The sequence below is a fragment of the Micromonospora sp. DH13 genome (assembly GCF_020873825.1).
In the GTDB taxonomy this organism is placed as follows: Bacteria; Actinomycetota; Actinomycetes; order Mycobacteriales; family Micromonosporaceae; genus Micromonospora; species Micromonospora haikouensis.
On the sequence record NZ_JAHWGR010000030.1, the window covers coordinates 45,772 to 62,867 of the forward strand.

Below are 17,096 nucleotides of genomic sequence, written 5' to 3' on the forward strand. Positions count from 1 at the left end.
TGAGCGTAGAACCGGGGTCCAAGCCCGGGATTTCCCCGGTGTCCCCCCGGCCCCCGCCGGCAGACACTGCTTGCCACCCGCCGGCCCTCCGGCGGCGACCTCGTCCGGAGCCTCCATGATCCTCATCCTGACCGCCCCCGACGACGTGCACGCCGACGCGGCCGAGGCGGAGCTGCGCCGCCGCGGCGAGCCCTGGGTCCGCTTCGACCCGGCCGACGTGCCGGCCCGCGCGTCGCTGTCGGTCGCCGTCCGCGACGGGCGGCTGACCCGTACCCTCGTGCGCCACCCCGACCCGTCCGACCCCGGCGCGGACCCCGCCGCCCGGCAGGTCGTCGACCTCGACGCGGTGACGGCCGTCTGGTTCCGCCGCCCCGGCAACCCGGTCGCCCCCGCCCACCTCGGCGACCCGTACGCGCGGTACGTGGCCGAGGAGAGCCGGCAGTTCGTCGGCGACGTCTGGGAGACCCTCGCCGAGGTGCCGACCCTGCCCGCGCCCCGCCCGGTGGTCCTGCGGGCCCAGCAGAAGGTCCGCCAGCTCCAGCTCGCGGTGCGCCTCGGCTTCGACGTGCCGGCCACCGTCGTCGGCAACGACCCGGCCGCCGTGCTCGACCTGTTCGGCCACACCGGCGGCCGGCTGATCGCCAAGCAGGTCGGCCTGACCGACATCGGCAACGAGCTGATGCGCTTCACCGAGCCCGTCACCCACCGCGACATTGGGCACGTCGACGGGGTACGGCACTGCCCGTTCATCGCCCAGGCCCGCGTGCCCAAGCAGGTGGAGCTGCGGGTCACCGTCGTCGGCGACCGGGTGTTCACCGCGGCCATCGACTCGCAGCGCTCCAACCACGCCCGCCACGACTGGCGGCGACAGGACGGCCGCAACACCCCACTGAGCCCGTACGACCTGCCCGCCGACGTGGCGGCGCGCTGCGTGGCGCTGACCCGCGCGCTCGGCCTGTGCTACGGCGCCCTGGACCTGATCGTCACCCCCGACGGCCGGTACGTGTACATCGAGATCAATCCCAGCGGCCAGTACCTGTGGGTCGAGGAGGAGACCGGGCTGCCCATCACGGCAGCCGTGGTCGACCTGCTGACCGGGGTCGCGTCCACCACCGGAGCCGCCGCATGAGCACCCTGGACCCGGCCCTGCTCGACGAGGCCCTCACCCTGGCGCGGGAGCTGACCCGCTCGCGGGCCAGCCTGCGCGACGGGCAGCACCGGCTCGCGTCCCTGCGACACCGCTGGCCGCAGGCCGATCCCGCGCTCGTGCGGGACGAGGAGAGCAGCGACGGCTCGGTCTCCTTCGACGTGCTGCTGCGCGAGCCCGCCGGCACGGTCTCCGTCGCGTACAGCCCGGCCCCGGCGCTGCCGTGGCCGCTGCGCGGGGCGATCCGGCACTCCGAACACCACCTCGTCCGGGTCGGCACCCGGACGCTGCTGGTGGGGGAGGCCCTGGCCGCGCTCGACTTCCTCTGGTACGACCACGACGTGCTCGCCCGGCTGGTCGACACCGGCGTGCTCGCCGCCGAGCTGGAACTGCACCCCGTGGAGGTCACCGACGACGAGCTGCAGGCGGCGGCCGACGCGTACCGCCGGGCGAAGGGCCTGCTCGACCCGGCGTCGACCGCGCGGTGGCTGGCGGAGCGGGGGTTGTCCGCCGCGGACTTCGCCGACCTGGTCGCCCACACGGTGGCGGTCGCCCGGCTGCGCGAGCGGGTGGTGGCCGACCGGCTGCCGGCCTGGTTCGCCCGGCACCGGTCGGACTTCGACACCCTCGTCGTCGCCTGGGCCGCCGACGCGGCGCTGCCCGCCGAACCGGAGGCGGCCCTCGCGGCGGTGGCCGGGGCGGTGCGCGCCGGCCGGGCCGCCGGGGTGCTGCGGACGGTCGCCACCGCGGCGGCCCCGGAGGTGCGCGCCGCCTGCGGGCCGGTGCCGACCGTCGTCGCCGGCACGCCGGTGACGGCCGTCGTGGTGGCCCGGGAGCCCGCAGAACTGGACGACGCCGTCCGGCCGCTGGTCGAGCGGGCCGTGTTCGACGGGTGGCTGGCCGACCGGCGGGCGGCCACGGACGTCGAGTGGTTCTGGCTGCCCCGGGACCGGACGGCGCGACCGCGGTGACCGGCCGGCGGCGGGTGCCCGTGGTGCTCCAGGTCGCCGCCACCGACTGCGGCCCCAGCGCGCTGGCCATGCTGTTGGCCGCGTCGGGCCGGACGGTGCCCGTGGCGAGGCTGCGGGCCCACCTCGACGTCGGCCGCGACGGGCTGAGCCTGCGCGACCTGCGGGACGCGGCGCACGAGTTCGGGCTGCGCTGCCGGGCGATCGCGCTGCCGGCCCTGCGGCAGGACGCGACCCGTCTGCGGGAGCTGCCGCTGCCCCTGGTGGCGCACTGGAACGGCGACCACTACGTGGTGGTGGAAGGCGTCGGCCGGCGCGGCGTCGACGTCGTCGACCCGGCCGTCGGGCGGCGGCGGCTGACGCCCGCCCAGTTCTGCGCCGGCTCGACCGGGGTGGTGCTGCTGGCCGAGCCCGCCGGCCCCGCGCCGCCGGTCACCCCCTCCCCAGGGCCGGTGCGCCAGCTGCTCGCGCCGGTGCTCCGCCGGCACACCGGGCTGCTCGCCGTGCTGGCGGCGGCGTCGCTGCTGATCACCGTGGCGGGGCTGGCCGTGCCGTGGGCGACGGCGGCCATCATCGACGCCGCGACGCCCCCGCAGGCGTCGTGGCTCGCCGCCGTCGCCACGCTCGCGGCGGTCACCGGCACGCTGTCGCTGGCGCGGGGCCTGGCCGTGACCGCCCTGCAACGCCGCATCGGCACCCGGCTCGGCATCGACACGGTGACCCGGCTGTTCGAGGTGGTCTACCGGTACTTCCAGCGCCGCTCGGCCGGCGACCTGATCGACCGGGTGCGCGCGGTCGGCTCCGTGCGGGACCTGCTGGCGTCGTCGCTGGTGGCCACGGCGCTCGACGCGCTGCTGGTCGTCGGCTACCTGACCGTGGTGGCCGTGCTGGCCCCGCTGCTGGGCCTGGTGGCCGCCGGCGTCATCGCCGTGCAGGTCGGCACGGCGGCGTGGATCGGCAGCCGCGCCAGCGCCCTGCAACGGGAGGAACTGCTGGCCTCGGGCGAGGAGGCGGCCCGGCTGACCGACGCGCTGCAGGGCATGGCGGCGATCCGGGTCGCCGGGGCGCAGCGGCGGGTGCTGCGGCGGTGGCAGGAGTCGTTCGACCGGGGCGTCGACGCGGCGTACCGGCTGGCCCGGCTCTCGGCGGCCGGGGAGGCGCTGCTCGCCGCGTGGTCGGTGGCCAGCCCGGTGCTCATGCTCCTGGTGGCGGCCCGGCTGGCCGACTCACCCGGGCGGGCGGCCGGGCTGGCCGCGCTCGCGGTCGCCGCGATCACCCCGGCGGTGGCGCTGGCGCAGCGGCTGCCGTCGTTCACGCTGCTGACGCCCACGGTGGACCGGCTGGCCGACATCGCCCAGGCACCCGTCGAACAGCCCGCCCCGGGGCGGCCCGCGCCCGCGCTGATCGGCCTGGTCACCCTCACCGGGGTGGGCTTCCGGTACGACCGGCGCTCCCCCTGGGCGCTGCGGGGGGTGACCGCCGTGTTCCGGCCGGGGGAGAAGGTCGCCGTGGTCGGCGGCTCGGGCAGCGGCAAGAGCACCCTGGTCGGCCTGCTGACCGGGCTGTACGCGCCGACGGAGGGCCAGATCCGGTTCGACGGCGTCGACCTGACCACGCTGGAGCTGGCCTCGGTGCGCCGGCAGATCGGCGTGGTGTTGCAGGAGACGTACGTCGGCGCGGGCACCCTGCGCGAGGCGCTGACCCTGTCCCGGCCCGACGCCTCCGACGCGGCGATCGCCCGCGCGATCCGGCTGGCCGCGCTGCACGACGACGTGGCGGCCCTACCGATGGGGTTGCAGACCCGCCTCGGTGACGGCGGGGCCGGCCTGTCCGGCGGGCAACGGCAGCGGGTCGCGCTCGCCCGGGCCCTGCTGGCCGAACCCGCCCTGCTGATCCTGGACGAGGCGACGAGCGCGCTGGACACGGTGACCGAGGCGGCGGTCGAGGCCGGCCTGCGCGCGCTGCCCATGACCCGGGTGGTGATCGCGCACCGGCTCTCCACGGTCGCCGACGCCGACCTGGTGCTGGTCCTCGACGGGGGCCGGCTGGTGGAGTGCGGGCCGCCTGGGGTGCTGCTGGCCGCCGGTGGCGCGTTCGCCCGGCTGGCCGGCGCAACAACCGCTCCCGGCGTCGCCCGGGCCTGGTCCGGCACCGCTCCCTGACCGACCCCAGCGATCTTGTCGGTCGCTACTGTTAGCCTCCGTGCGTCGTCGATCATGACGGATTCCTTGGGGAATCTGGTGATTTCGCCATTGCGGAGGGTGTTCCTGATGGGCTGGCTAGCGGTGGGAGACTCGTACGAGATCTCCCTCGTGGACGGAAAGGTGGCGGCCCGGTCGGCCGGCCCACGGGCCACCGGGCGTCCACTGAAAACCCTCCCCAAGGCGTTGCGGGACGACCCGGAGGTCGACCGGCTGCGGCAGCTCGCCCAGTGGCTGGACCGGCACGCCGCCGAGTGCCTGGCCCGGGTCGACGCCTGGGTGGTGTCCTCGCTGCCGGTGCCGACCGCGCTGCTGGCCCGGGTCTGGCCGGACCCGGCCTGGCGGGACGCGCTGCGCGACCTCGTGGTGCTCGGCGACGACCCGGCCGCGCCGGGCTTCCTGCGCGACGTCACCGACGGCGGCGACCTGCGGATGGTCGACCTCGACGGGGAGACCGTCCGGCTGTCGCCGACCACTGCCCGGCTGCCCCACCCGGCGCACCTGCCCGCCCTGGCCGACCTGCGCGAGTTCGCCGACGAACTCGACATCACCCAGCGCGTCGAGCAACTGCACCGGGGCACCTGGTCCCGGCCCGCGACCCTGACCGACCGGGACACCACCGTCACCGACTTCCGGGGCACGAAGGTGCCCAACCGCTTGGCCGTCCGGGCCGCCACGTTCGGCTTCCGGGTCTCCGGCTCGCAGGTCAGGTGCCGCGTCTGGGAGGGCGGCCACACGGTCGAGGCCGCCCTGGGCTTCGACGAGGACTACTGGGACTCCGAGGCGACGCTGGGCGGCCTGTCCTGGACGGTCGTGGACGGGCCGACCCTGCGGCTGGCCGAGGTCGGGCCGGTCGCCTGGTCGGAGGGGATGCGCATGGCCACGGCCCTGTCCGGCGCCGCGACCACCACGGGGAGGACGGCATGACCGCGACCACCACCACCGCGACCACCACCACGGCCCCGCCGTCGGCGGAGAGCCTGCTGGCCGCCGGGGCGGTGCTGCCGACCGGCGCCGCCGGGGCCGGCGACGTCGCGGTGCCGCTGACCGCCCGCAGCTACGGGCACCCGGTCCTCGGTGACCGGCCGGTCGTACGGCTGGTCGACGCCGCCCTCGGCGAGGGCGAGGACGCCGCCGTGGGCTTCCTCGGCCTCGCCCCGGCCGCCGAGCCGGCCGTCGTCGGGCTCGGACCCCGCCGTCCGTTGGCGTTCCCCGAGTGGGTGCTGGTCCACCACCCGGCCGACGGCCGGCACGTCCTGGCGGTGGTGCCCGAGCTGCGCAAGCTCGCCCGGCAGGCCCGGTCCCGGCCCAAGGTCGCCCTGGACGGGCACCTGGCCGTCGCCGAGCGGTTCGCCCGTACGCTGCCGCACGTGCTGCCGACGTTCTTCGAGCAGGCGGCGCGGGTGTTCCTGGCCGTCGGGCAGGACACCTACGCGACGCAGCTGTTCAACAAGGCGCGCCGGGCGGAGGCGCAGCACGGCCTGCCCATCGACCTGAACCGGCTCGACGAGGTCTACCTGGAGTTCGCGTCCGCCAAGGTGGTGTCCGGCGCCGCGCTGGCCGGCTACGCGCGGGAGCTGTCCGCCCAGTTGCCGCCCGGCGAGGCCCTGGACCGGTTCTGCCGGCTGGCGCTGCGGGCCGCCACCACCGGCGTGGTGCCGTCCACCCAGTCGGCCACCGCGGTCAACCGGCTGGCCCGGGCCGCCGGCAAGGCCGACGCCGGCGCCGCCGACCGGGTGGCCGCCTACCTGACCGAGCTGCTCCGGCTGCCCGCCGTCGCCGGGGCGCCGGCCGGCTGGTGGCGGGCGCACCTGCCCGCGGTGGCGGCGCTGGCCGGCCGGGAGCCGGCGGTGCGCGCCAACCTGCTCGACCTGATGCCCACCGACCGGGACGACCTGGTCTCCTGGCTGGCCCTGCTGACCGAGACCGGCGCCCTCGCCGGGCTGTGGAACCCCGACGTGCCGGACGCGGCCCGCCCCCGCGACGGTGCCGCCGGGTGGCTGCGCCGCTTCCTCGACCGGGCCACCTCCGGCTACCGGCCCCCCCGGCTTCCGGCGCTGTATCCGCTGGTCGAACGGATGGCCGACCGGTTGCGCGCCGAGCTGGCCGACAGCGGCGAGACCCTCGCCATCGGCGAGGACCTGGACCTGCTCGACCTGCTGCTCGCCCTCGACCTGCCGGTTGCCGCGCCGCGGCAGCGCGAGACCCTGGACCTGGCGCAGTGGGCCAGGACCGGGGGAGAACGGGACCTGCGCGCGCTGGCCGGCGACGACCGGTTCACCGAGCCCCTGCGCCGAGGGCTGGCCCGGCTCGACAACGAGTCGGAGACGCTGCGCCGGCTGGCCGACACGCCGGGCCTGCGGCCGCTGCTGGCCGACTGGCTGCGGGGCCGCGTCCGCGACCGGTTCACCGCCGGGCTGCCGTACCTGCGGGAGTCGGTGGGCTGGCTGGGCGGGCTCCCGGCCGAGGCGCTGCGACTGGTCACCGACGACGCCGACGGGCCCGACGCCGGCCCTGGTGGCGACCTCGGGTGGGCCCTTGGCGTCGACCTCGCCGAGCAGGTCGCCGCCAGCCTGCGCGGCGGCATCTTCGACGAGCTGGGCTGGCCGGAGTGGGAGACGGCCTGGCAGGAGGTGACCGGCGGCGACCACCGGGTCGAGACGACCCGGCAGGAAGCCTGGCCCTACGTGATCCTTGGCGGCCCCACCACCGTCCGCGTCATCGGCGCCGAGGGCATCGTGCTCCGCCACGACCTGCGCATCCCCGCCCGTGACCGGTGGGGCGAGCCCGGCTACCACTACGTCGACGGCCGCCTGCTGGTCTTCTGGCGCTCCCAGGAGCTCGACTACAACCTGCGCGGCTACTGGCACACGGCCCCCGACGAGCCGCAGCCCCTCCAGGGCCGCACCCGCGGCAGCCAGCCGCGACGCAACACGATCACCCTGCCCCTGGCCGGCGGCGGGCGGACCACCGGCGGCGGCGTGCTGCACGCCGGGGACACCGCCGTCCCCGACGAGCTGCCGGTCATCACCGACGGCACCACCCACTGGGTCTACCGCAGGGACGACGACGGCGACCACGGCTGGCGCGAGCACGACCCGGCCAGCGGCGCCCACGGCCGGCGCAGCCTGCCCCGGTTCCTGGCCGACCTGCCCGCCGGGGAGCGCCTCACGGAGCGGACGAGCTGGCTGCGGTCCGCCCTGTCGCCGCAGGCCACCCCGGCCGCCGCGCCGGTGGACGGCCTGCTCGGCTGGCGGGTCGTCACCCGGCCCGACGGCTCCGTGCGCGGCGAGGACCTGGCCGGCCGCGCCGTCACCGTGCCGGCGGGACAGGAACCGGTCGCCGCGCTGGTGCTGCCCGGCGACGAGCGGCCCCGCGCCGTGCTCGGCAACCTCGCCCTGCTCGACCCGGACGGCGTCGCGTCGGCCGTGGCCGGGGTGTCCGGCCAGGACTACACCCCCGGCGCGGTGCCGCTGCCCGGCCCGGACTTCCTCGGCAATCTGCTGCCCCGGGACCCGGCCGGCTCCACCGCCCTGCGCCGGATCGACCGGGACGCCGTCGCCGGTCTGCTCGCCGCCGCCGTCGACGAACGACGCGCCCAGCTGGCCGACGCGGCGGCGACGCAGGCGGCGGCCAGCCGCCCCGGCGCGACCGCCCCGGCACGGGCCGGCGGGCCGGCCACCACCGCCCCTGACCCGCTGGTCGCGCTGATCCGGTCGGCGGTGCCGGCGATCAGCCACGACGCCCTGCTCGCCGGGGTCGCCGGGGTGCTGCGGATGGCCGCCCGCGTCCGCACCGACCTGGACGCGGCGACCGGGCGGCTCACCCGGGCGCTCTCCGCGCCGGCGCAGGCCCCGGTGGCCACCGCCGCCGGCCCCACGGACCGGCGGCTCAGCGCGGCGCTCGACGGGCTGCGCGGCACGGCCTACGGGGAGGCCGACCTGGCCCACGCCTTCACCCAGTTCCAGGCGCTGGACGCCCAGCGCTCCGCCACCGGCGGCGTCGACCCCGGGGTGCGCCTGCACATCGACGGGCCGGTGCTGCCCGGCGCCCTGCACTGGTGGCCGGTGCTCGACAGCGTCGCGGCCGTCGCCTACCGGGCCGTCGCGGCGGTCACCCCAGACGAGCAGCGGGAGGACCTGGCCGCCCTGCTCACGGAACTCGACCGGCTCGACCTGACCACCGCCACCGAACCCGCCCGGTGGCGTCGGCTGCGGCTGCACCTGCTCGACGACGACCTGAACGACGCGCAGGGCAAGCGCCGGCATCCCCGGCCGGGCATCCTGCCGCTGCCCGACGGGGCGTTCCTCGCCGTCCACGCCGCCAGCGGCACCCGCACCGGCTACCACCTCGACGCGCTGTACCACGACCCGGCCGGCGTGTTCGCCGTGCCCGAGCCGTACACGGTGGACGCCTCGACCCCGGTCGGCGACGCCCGGCCGGCCGGCTGGCTGGCCCGCTTCCGCACCGAGTGGGCCGCGCGCGGCCCGCTGCCGTGGCGGCCGGAGGCGGCCGAGCGCTTCGCCGAGCTGACCGGCGTCACCCCCACCGCCGCGAAGCTGGTGCTGGCCGGCCTGCCGCACGCGGACTCGGCGACCCCCGTGCCGGTCGAGGCACGCCGGGCGCTCGGCATCCGGCAGGTCGCCGAGGTCAAGCTGGCCTTCGGCGTGCTCAACGAGGCCGCCGCGCCGCTGCGCCGGGCCGTGGTCGCGGCCCTGCTGCCCGCCGACCCGGCCCGGCTGTGGACCGACGGGCCGGACGTCGACGCGGCGGCAGCGGTCTGGAACGCCGCCCTCGGCCGCCGGGTCGTGGTGCCCGAGCACCTGCTCGCCGCGGCGGTGCGCGCGGTCCGTGCGGCCTGGAGCCCCGCCCAGGCGTTGCCGGCGCTGCTCGACCCGGCCCGGTCGGTCGAGCTGAGCACCGACCTGGCCTTCCGAATCAGCGGCGACCGGGCCCGGCCGGTCGACGAGCGGGCCACCGGCTTCACCGGCGCGGTGCTGACCTCGACGGTCGCCCTGACCGCCTGGGTCGCCCACCACACGCCGGCCGGCGACGCGTGCCGGGCCGCGCTGCCGGCCGCCCTGGCCGCGATCCGGGACCGGCTGGCCAACCCGGAGCTGCTGCTCGACCTCGACCGGTACGTCTCCCTGCCCAACTTCCGCCAGGTGGCGGGCACCCCGTCGGAGACCGGGAAGGGCTGGGAACGCTACGGCGCGATCGTGCTGGCCACCCACGACGACCAGCCCTCGCCCGCGCTGCGGCCGGACCTGCTCGACGCCGACGGGACGGACCCGTACCTGCCGACGCTGCGCTACGACGCGGCCCGGCCGTACCCGATGGAGGTGGCCCTGCGGCTCGTCCGCGACCCGCGGTTCGCGGCGCTGCTCGCCGACCCCGGCGACCCGGCCGGCGGCGAGCGGGCCGCCGACGGGACGTGGTGGCCGCAGGACCCGACCCGGTCCGTGCCCGACCTCGTCGGCGAGGTGGTCACGGCGCACGGCCTGGGCGCCGACGCGGCGGCGGTGTACCTGATGCTGCTGGCCATGCCGGACCCGACCGACCGCAACACGGCGACGTGGACCGGCTGGAAGCCGGCCCGGCTCAAGGCCGCCCGCGCCGAGCTGGCCGGCACCGACCTGGTCGTCGCCGCCAGCCGGCCCCGGGCCGGTCGGTCGCTGTTCCTGCCCGGCCCGTGGCTGGCCCGCGGCGGCGGGCAGGCCCCCATCGAGGGCTGGAAGGCCACCCTGTTCGACCTGGCCCCCGACGGCACGGCCGCGCTCGGCGTCACCGTGCCCGGCGAGCCGGTCGCCGACCTGTACCGGCGGGCCTGGCGGCGGTCGTGCGACGGCGACCCGCCCCGCCTCGACGCCCCGGCCACCCGCGCCCCGCGCTGATCCCCGCGTCGGTGGTGGGGCCGCCGGCCCCACCACCGACCTCCTGCACGTCCGACACCAGTGAGAGATCGAGGAACCCCGTGACCGTGACGGAACACGTCCGCCCCACCGCGGCGCCGGACAACGCCGCCGCCCAGGTGCTCTCCGCCGAGCAGCGGTACGCCGACGAGCTGGCCTTCCTGGCCGCGTACGACGACGGGGCCCGGCCGCCGGGCTGGGCGCTGACCCCGCGCGCGGTGGTCACCTTCATCCGGGGCAGCGACGGCGAGGCGCTGTCGCTGCCGGCCGACCGGCGTAGCCACCCCGGCGGCGTGGAGCTGCCGGCGAGCATGACCATCGCGCCGAAGTTCGTCGGCGAGCGCAGCCTGGTCGAGCGGTGCGTGGTCACCCTGGCCGGCGAGCGGGGCCTGCTGCTCGTCGGCGAGCCCGGCACCGCCAAGTCGATGCTCTCGGAGCTGCTGGCCGCCGCCATCTGCGGCACCAGCGCCCTGACCGTGCAGGGCACCGCCGGCACCACCGAGGACGCCTTCCGGTACGGCTGGAACTACGCGCTGCTGCTCGCCCAGGGCCCCACCCCCCAGGCCCTGGTCGACTCGCCGGTGCTGACCGCGATGCGCACCGGCCGGGTGGCCCGGATCGAGGAGGTCACCCGCTGCCTGCCCGAGGTGCAGGACGCCCTGGTGTCCATCCTGTCCGACCGGCGGATGAACGTGCCGGAGCTGTCCGGCACCGGGGACGGCCTGATCCGTGCGACGCCCGGGTTCACCGTGATCGCCACCGCCAACCTGCGCGACCGGGGCGTGTCGGAGATGTCCTCGGCCCTCAAGCGCCGGTTCAACTTCGAGACGGTCCACCCGATCGCCGACGCGGGCACCGAGACCGACCTGGTCCGCCGGCAGGCCACCGCCGCCGTCGAGCGCGCCGGAGCACCGTACACGGTGGACGACGCGGTGCTCGACGCCCTGATCACGGTGTTCCGGGACCTGCGCACCGGCCGGTCGGGCGAGGGCTGGGACGTGGAGCGGCCCGGCACCGTGATGTCCACCGCCGAGGCGGTGCAGGTGGCGGCGTCGCTCGGGCTGGCCGCCGCGTACCTGCCCGGCGGTGACCCGCTCGACCTGGTCCCCGGGCACCTGCTGGGGGTGGTCCGCAAGGACGACGAGAACGACCACGCCCGGCTGCTCGGCTACTGGGACGGCCCGGTCCGCCGCCGCGCCGAGGACGGCTCGGCGATGTGGCGTCGGCTCTGGGACCTGCGGGCGAGCCTGCGGTGACGCCACCGTCCCGCGAACCCGCCGGCCCGGCCGGCGCACCGGCCGTGCTCGACCCGCCGGCAGGCGGCCCGGCCGCGACCGACCTGTCGGCCGCCGACCCGCGCGCCGTGGTCGACGCCCTCGCCGCCTCGGCGCGGCCCTACCTGATCGGGGTGCGGCACCACAGCCCCGCCCTGGCGTCGGTGGTCCCCGCCCTGCTGGACGCCGCCGGGGCCGAGGTGGTCGCCGTCGAGCTGCCGGCGGACTTCCAGCACTGGTTGCCGTACCTGTCCGACCCGGCCGCCCGGGCACCGCTGGCCGTGGTCGGCAGCCACGGCGCGGACGGGCCGATGGGCTTCTACCCGTTCGCCGACTTCTCGCCGGAGCTGGCGGCGATCCGCTGGGCCCGGCAGCGCGGCGTCGAGGTGATCTGCTGTGACCTGCCGTTGGCCGATCCCGGCTGGACGGCCACCGGCGCGGCTCCGACGACCGTCGGCGGTGCCGACGCGGACCAGGGCGTGCCCGGCCCCCGCCCGGCGCGCTACGCCGCCGGGCTCGGCGCCAGCGGCACCGGCCGCGACGGCGACGACATGTGGGACCGGGTGGTCGAGGTACGCGCCCCGGGCTGTTCGCCGGAGGCCGTGCGCCGGGCCGCCCTCGGGGTGGGCTGGGCGATGCGCGCCGACAGCGCCGGCGACGAGGGCGTACCGGCGCGGGACCTGGCCCGCGAGGAGCACATGCGCCGGGTGCTGGCCGACGCGGGCGCGGACGGCCGACGGGTCGCCGCCGTCGTCGGCGCCTTCCACGCCCCGGCCCTGCTCGCGCCCGACGCCGCCGGTCACGCCGGCCCCGCCACCGGCGGCCCGGCCCGGTCGACCGACGGCCCGCTGGGCGGGGCGGCCGACCGGTCGAGCGCCCCACCCGGCGACGCCGTCGCCACCTCGCTGGTGCCCTACGCGTTCGATCTGCTCGACTCCCGGTCCGGCTACCCGGCCGGGATCCGCGACCCGCGCTGGCAGCAGGCCGTCCTCGCCGCCGCCGGTGACCCGGACCGGATCCGGGCCGCCGCCGCCCGCGCCGTCACCGACGTGTGCCGGGAGCTGCGCGCGGCCGGGCACACCGCCGGCACCGGCGAGGCCGCCGAGGCGGTGCGGCTCGCCGACGACCTGGCCCGGCTGCGCGGCCTGCCCGCCCCCGGCCGGGGCGAGGTGCTGGAGGCGGTCACCACCGTGCTCGGCCAGGGCGAGCTGCTCGGCCGGGGCCGCGCCCTGGCCCGTGCGCTGGAGACCGTGCTGGTCGGCGCCGACCGGGGCCGGACGGCCCCCGGCACGCCCCGCTCCGGGCTCGGCCCGGCGGTCGAGGCGGCGCTGGCCGCGCTGCGCCTGCCCCACCCCGACAGCCCGAAGGCCCGCGAGGTCCGCCTGGACCCGCTGCGCACCGACCTGGACCGGCGGCGGGAGGTCCTGCTGCACCGCCTGCACGTCTGCGGTGTCGGCTACGGCGAACCCGTCGCGGTGACCGGCACCGGCGACGGGGCCGCCCTGACCACCCGCTGGCAGCTGGCCTGGACCCCGTCCGTGGCGGCCCGTCTGGACCTGGTCGGCGTGCGCGGGGTCACCGCGGCGCTGGCCGCGACCGGCACGCTGCGGGAGCGGTTCCGCCGCGAGGTCGCCGACGGCGGGCCCACCGCCGCGCAGCTGCTCGCCGGGCTCCGCGACGCCGCCCGGTGCGACCTGCCCGAGCTGGTCGCCGACCGGCTCGACCTGGCCGCCGTCGTGCTGCCCGCCACCGGCACGCTGCCCGAGCTGCTGGCGGCACTGGACCTGCTGGAGGCGCTGCGCCGGCAGCACCTGCCCGGCACCACCGCCGAGAGCCGGGAGCGGGCGGCCGAGCTGGCCGTCGTGCTGCTGGACGCGGCGGTGCGCGGGCTGCCGGGCCTGGCCGGCAGCGACGCCGCGGACGACGCCGCCGCCCTGGTCGACCTCGCTGTGCGGGCCGGGCAGGACCGGATCGGCCTGCGCCTGGACGCCGCCCTCGACGACCTGACCCGGTCGGGCTCGGCGCTGATGCAGGGCGCCGCCCTGGCGGCCCGGGTGCTGCTCGACCTGACCGACCTGGCGACCCTGGGCACCCGCGTGGCCGGCTGGGTCGACGCGGCCACCGGGCCGGATACGCGACGGCACCTGCACCGGCTGCTCGGCGGCCTGCTCACCGCCGCGCACCCCCTGCTGCAGTCCGCGCCCGCCGCGCTGGACCCGCTGCTGGACCGGGTCGAACGACTCACCGACCCCGAGTTCCTGGACCGGCTGCCCGCGCTGCGGGGCGGGTTCGACGCGCTCACCCCGGCGGCCCGGGAGCGGCTGCTGGACACCGTCGCCGAACGGCTGGGCGACCGGCTCGACCTGTCCCTGTCCGCCCCGCCCGAGCTGCTGGCCCGGTGGGCCGCCGCCGACGCGGCCGGCCGGGCCGTGCTGCTCGCCCGCGCCCTGCCGCTCCCGGGCCCGGACGCCGGTGCCGTCGACGCCCCCGTCGGCGGCGGGGACCGGGCGGCGGCTGCGCCGGGCGGCGGGCTGACCCCGGCCGACCGGTGGCGGCTGCTGCTCGGCCGGCAACCCGACCGGTTGCCGGCCGACGCCCGCCGCTACGCCCGCGCCCTCGACGAGTTGTACGGGGCGGGGCGCGGCGAGGGCGGCATCGACCTCGGCCCCTCGGCAGGCGGTGGGCAGGAGCCCGCCTTCCCGACGGCCCGCGAGTGGGCCGACGAACTGGAGGCGCTGTTCGGCACGACGGTGCGCGAGGAGGTCATCGCCCGGGCCGCCGAGAACGGCCGCACCGACGTGCTCAGCGAACTCGACCCGGCCTCGGTGCGCCCCTCGGTGGAGCTGCTGGCGTCGGTGCTGTCGCTGGCGGGCGGCCTGCCCGAGGCGAAGCTGGCCGCGTTGCGGCCCCTGGTGCGGCGACTGGTCGAGGAGCTGACCGCGCGGTTGGCCAACCAGGCGCGGCCGGCGTTGACCGGGCTGACCAGCCCGCGCCCGACCCGCCGACCCGGCGGGCGGATCAACCTGGCCCGTACGCTGCGGGCGAACCTGGCACACACCCGGCGGCTCGGCGACGGCCGGACGGTGGTCGTGCCGCAGCGCCCGGTGTTCCACACCCGCACCCGCCGGGAGGCCGACTGGCGGCTGGTGCTGGTGGTCGACGTGTCCGGCTCGATGGAGGCGTCGGTGGTGTGGTCGGCGCTGACCGCCGCCGTGCTGGCCGGGGTGCCCACCCTGTCGACCCACTTCCTCGCCTTCTCCACCGAGGTGGTCGACCTGACCGACCGGGTCGACGACCCGCTGTCGCTGCTGCTGGAGGTGCGCGTCGGCGGCGGCACGCACATCGCCGCCGGGCTGGCCCACGCCCGCTCGCTGGTGACCGTGCCGAGCCGCACCATCGTCGCCGTGGTCAGCGACTTCGAGGAGGGCTACCCGCTGGCCGGGCTGCTCGGCGAGGTCCGCACCCTGGCGTCGGCCGGCGTGCACCTGCTGGGCTGCGCCGCGCTCAACGACCGGGGGTTGCCCTGCTACTCGGTGCCGGTCGCCGAGCAGCTCGTGGCGGCCGGGATGCCGGTCGCCGCGCTCAGCCCGCTCGAACTCGCCCGCTGGGTGGGCGACCGTGTCCGGGGAGGATCACGTTGACGAACCGTACCCCCACCGCCGTGGCCGCGGACCGGTTGCCGCCGGTGTCGCCGGCGGTCGCCGCCGCGGCGGTGGCGGCCCTGCCGTCGCGGCTGCGCCGGCGGCTGGACGCCACCGTCGAGCGGCTGGCCGCGGTGCCGGTCGGCCAGGTCGACGGCGGCGTGTCGGTCGAGTGTGGGCCGGAGGCCCTGGTCGTGCTGCGGCCCGGCCCGACCGGCGCGGTCACCGGTCCGGAGCAGGCCCGGTGTGCCTGCCTGCTGGCACCCCGCTGCCTGCACCTCGCGGCGGTCCTGGCCGCCTGCCCGGTCGCCGACCCGGCCAGCCACCCCGACCCGGCACCCGCCGCGCCGTCCACCCCGGACGGCACCGGGCGGGCCAGAAGGGCCGGGCGGGCGGGCGCGGCCGGCCCGGCCGTCGCCGGTGGCGCGCCGACGAAGGCGCAGCGGGCCGCCGCCGGCGCCCTGTGGCGGGCCGCCGCCGCGGTGCTCGCCTCCGGTGTCCCGGCCGCCGGCGCGGTCGGTCAGGCCGATCTGCTGCGCGCCGCGCACGGTGCCCGCCTGGCCGGCCTGCCGCGCGCCGAGGCCGCCGCGCTGCGCCTGGTGCGCGGCCTGCGCGCGCACCGGTCCCGGCAGACCGGCCACCGGCTCGCCGACCTGGTCGAGGTGCTGCACGACCTGCTGTACGCGGCGGGTCGGCTCGCCGCCGGCGATCCCGATCCGGCGCTGGTCGGCGTGCTGCGGCGGGCCTACGAGCCGGACGGCACGCTGGAGGTGTACGGCGTCTGCCGGGAACCGGTGATCAGCGCGACCGGGTACGCCGGCGTGGTCACCCACCTGGTCGCCGCCGACGGCCGTCGGCTCTCGTTCGCCGACGTGAAGCCGGGCGGCCCGAACCGCGCCAGGGACTGCGCCCACGCGGTCACGGAGATGGGCGCGGCCTCGGTCGACCACGCGGCGCTGGCCCGGGGCGGCCTGCGGATCACCGGCGGCACGGTCTCCCCGGACGGCCGGCTCGGTGCCGGCGCGGGGGTGCGGGCCACCCCCCTCACCGGGGCCGACTGGTCCAGCGGCGCGCTGGCGGAGCTGTTCGCCCGGCCGCTGGCGGAGGTGGTGTCCGGGCAGCTCGCCGTCGACGACCCGGCCGATGCGGGGCGGGCCGGCACGGCGCTGCTCGGCGCCGACCTGGTGGTGGTCGGCGCGGTCGGCGACCAGGTGCTGGCCCGCGAGCTGGCCCCCGGCGTGGGGGCGGACCGGGCACCGGTGCCGGACGGGCCGGTGATCCGGTTGGTGCCGGCCAACCCGCACCCCGTGCTGGCGCACGTGGCCAACCTGCGGCGGCTGGCGTCCTGGCCGGGCCTGCGGATCCGGGTGGTCGGCCGGCTGGACCCCGACCGGGCCGGCACGCTGCGCCCGCTCGCGGTCGGCGCGGTGCCGGGTGCCACCGAGACCCTGCGGCTGCCGCCCGAGTGGCACGGGCGGGCGGACCTGGGCTACGACCAGATCCAGGGCTCGCACCTGCCGCCCCGCGCGCAGGCCGGTGCGGCGCAGTCGGCGCCGGACGTCGACGCGGTCGCGGAGTCCCCGCTGTGGCGGGTGCGTCGGCTGGTGGAGCTGGCCGTCTCGGGTGGCCGCCGGGCGGTGGCCGAGGCGGCCCGCGACGAGGCCGCCTCGCTGGCGGTGCCGTTGCGCCGGGCCGGCTTCACCACCGCCGCCGCGGTGGCGTCGGCGCTGGTGGCGGAGTCGGACCGGCGCGGCCGGGACGCGTTCGGGCGGCTCACCGACCCCGACCCGGACCGGTACGCCTGGGCCTGGCTCGCCGCGACCGCCCACCTCGCCGCCACCGAGCGGGAGCTGATCCGGTCCTCCTGGGTGGCACCGGCGGCCGGCTGATCCACGGGCGGGCCGGCGTGGACCGCCGCCCCCACGGCGCCTGGTGCGGGGCGACCGTGGGGGC

General features: G+C 78.2%; 8 protein-coding genes. All 8 read left to right on the plus strand.

The window, feature by feature from the left end:
- The first annotated feature begins 115 nt into the window (after positions 1-115).
- The 8 genes from LPA42_RS24945 (at position 116) to LPA42_RS24980 (ending at position 17,032) form a co-directional block, all read left to right on the plus strand.
- Positions 116-1,129 (plus strand): RimK family alpha-L-glutamate ligase, encoded by a 1,014-nt coding sequence (locus tag LPA42_RS24945; RefSeq protein ID WP_077937408.1) that lies wholly within the window; start codon positions 116-118, stop codon positions 1,127-1,129.
- Complete coding sequence (locus LPA42_RS24950) at positions 1,126-2,118, plus strand: TIGR04500 family putative peptide maturation system protein (protein WP_077937409.1); 993 nt, start codon at positions 1,126-1,128, stop codon at positions 2,116-2,118. Before LPA42_RS24945 ends, LPA42_RS24950 begins: the two co-directional genes overlap by 4 nt.
- Entirely contained in the window at positions 2,076-4,277 is a 2,202-nt protein-coding gene (locus tag LPA42_RS24955) for a peptidase domain-containing ABC transporter (RefSeq protein WP_158229407.1), read from the plus strand. The genes LPA42_RS24950 and LPA42_RS24955 overlap by 43 nt, the downstream gene beginning before the upstream one ends.
- A 108-nt stretch (positions 4,278-4,385) precedes the next feature.
- Positions 4,386-5,243 (plus strand): DUF4132 domain-containing protein, encoded by an 858-nt coding sequence (locus LPA42_RS24960; RefSeq protein ID WP_077937411.1) that lies wholly within the window; start codon positions 4,386-4,388, stop codon positions 5,241-5,243.
- Positions 5,240-10,210 (plus strand): hypothetical protein, encoded by a 4,971-nt coding sequence (locus tag LPA42_RS24965; RefSeq protein ID WP_077937412.1) that lies wholly within the window; start codon positions 5,240-5,242, stop codon positions 10,208-10,210. The genes LPA42_RS24960 and LPA42_RS24965 overlap by 4 nt, the downstream gene beginning before the upstream one ends.
- An 80-nt stretch (positions 10,211-10,290) precedes the next feature.
- Positions 10,291-11,484, plus strand: a complete 1,194-nt coding sequence (locus tag LPA42_RS24970) for an AAA family ATPase (protein ID WP_096761633.1) — start codon at positions 10,291-10,293, stop codon at positions 11,482-11,484.
- Positions 11,481-15,143, plus strand: a complete 3,663-nt coding sequence (locus LPA42_RS24975; protein WP_228986905.1) for a DUF5682 family protein — start codon at positions 11,481-11,483, stop codon at positions 15,141-15,143. The genes LPA42_RS24970 and LPA42_RS24975 overlap by 4 nt, the downstream gene beginning before the upstream one ends.
- Positions 15,140-17,032 carry a hypothetical protein gene (locus LPA42_RS24980; RefSeq protein WP_198956529.1) on the plus strand — a complete coding sequence of 631 codons (1,893 nt, stop codon included), beginning with the start codon at positions 15,140-15,142 and terminating at the stop codon, positions 17,030-17,032. Before LPA42_RS24975 ends, LPA42_RS24980 begins: the two co-directional genes overlap by 4 nt.
- The last annotated feature ends 64 nt before the right edge of the window (positions 17,033-17,096 follow it).

Coding starts and splice junctions, on each gene's coding strand:
- LPA42_RS24945 (WP_077937408.1), top strand. CDS start 116: ATGATCCTCATCCTGACCGCCCCCGACGACGTGCACGCCGACGCGGCC.
- LPA42_RS24950 (WP_077937409.1), top strand. CDS start 1,126: ATGAGCACCCTGGACCCGGCCCTGCTCGACGAGGCCCTCACCCTGGCG.
- LPA42_RS24960 (WP_077937411.1), top strand. CDS start 4,386: ATGGGCTGGCTAGCGGTGGGAGACTCGTACGAGATCTCCCTCGTGGAC.
- LPA42_RS24965 (WP_077937412.1), top strand. CDS start 5,240: ATGACCGCGACCACCACCACCGCGACCACCACCACGGCCCCGCCGTCG.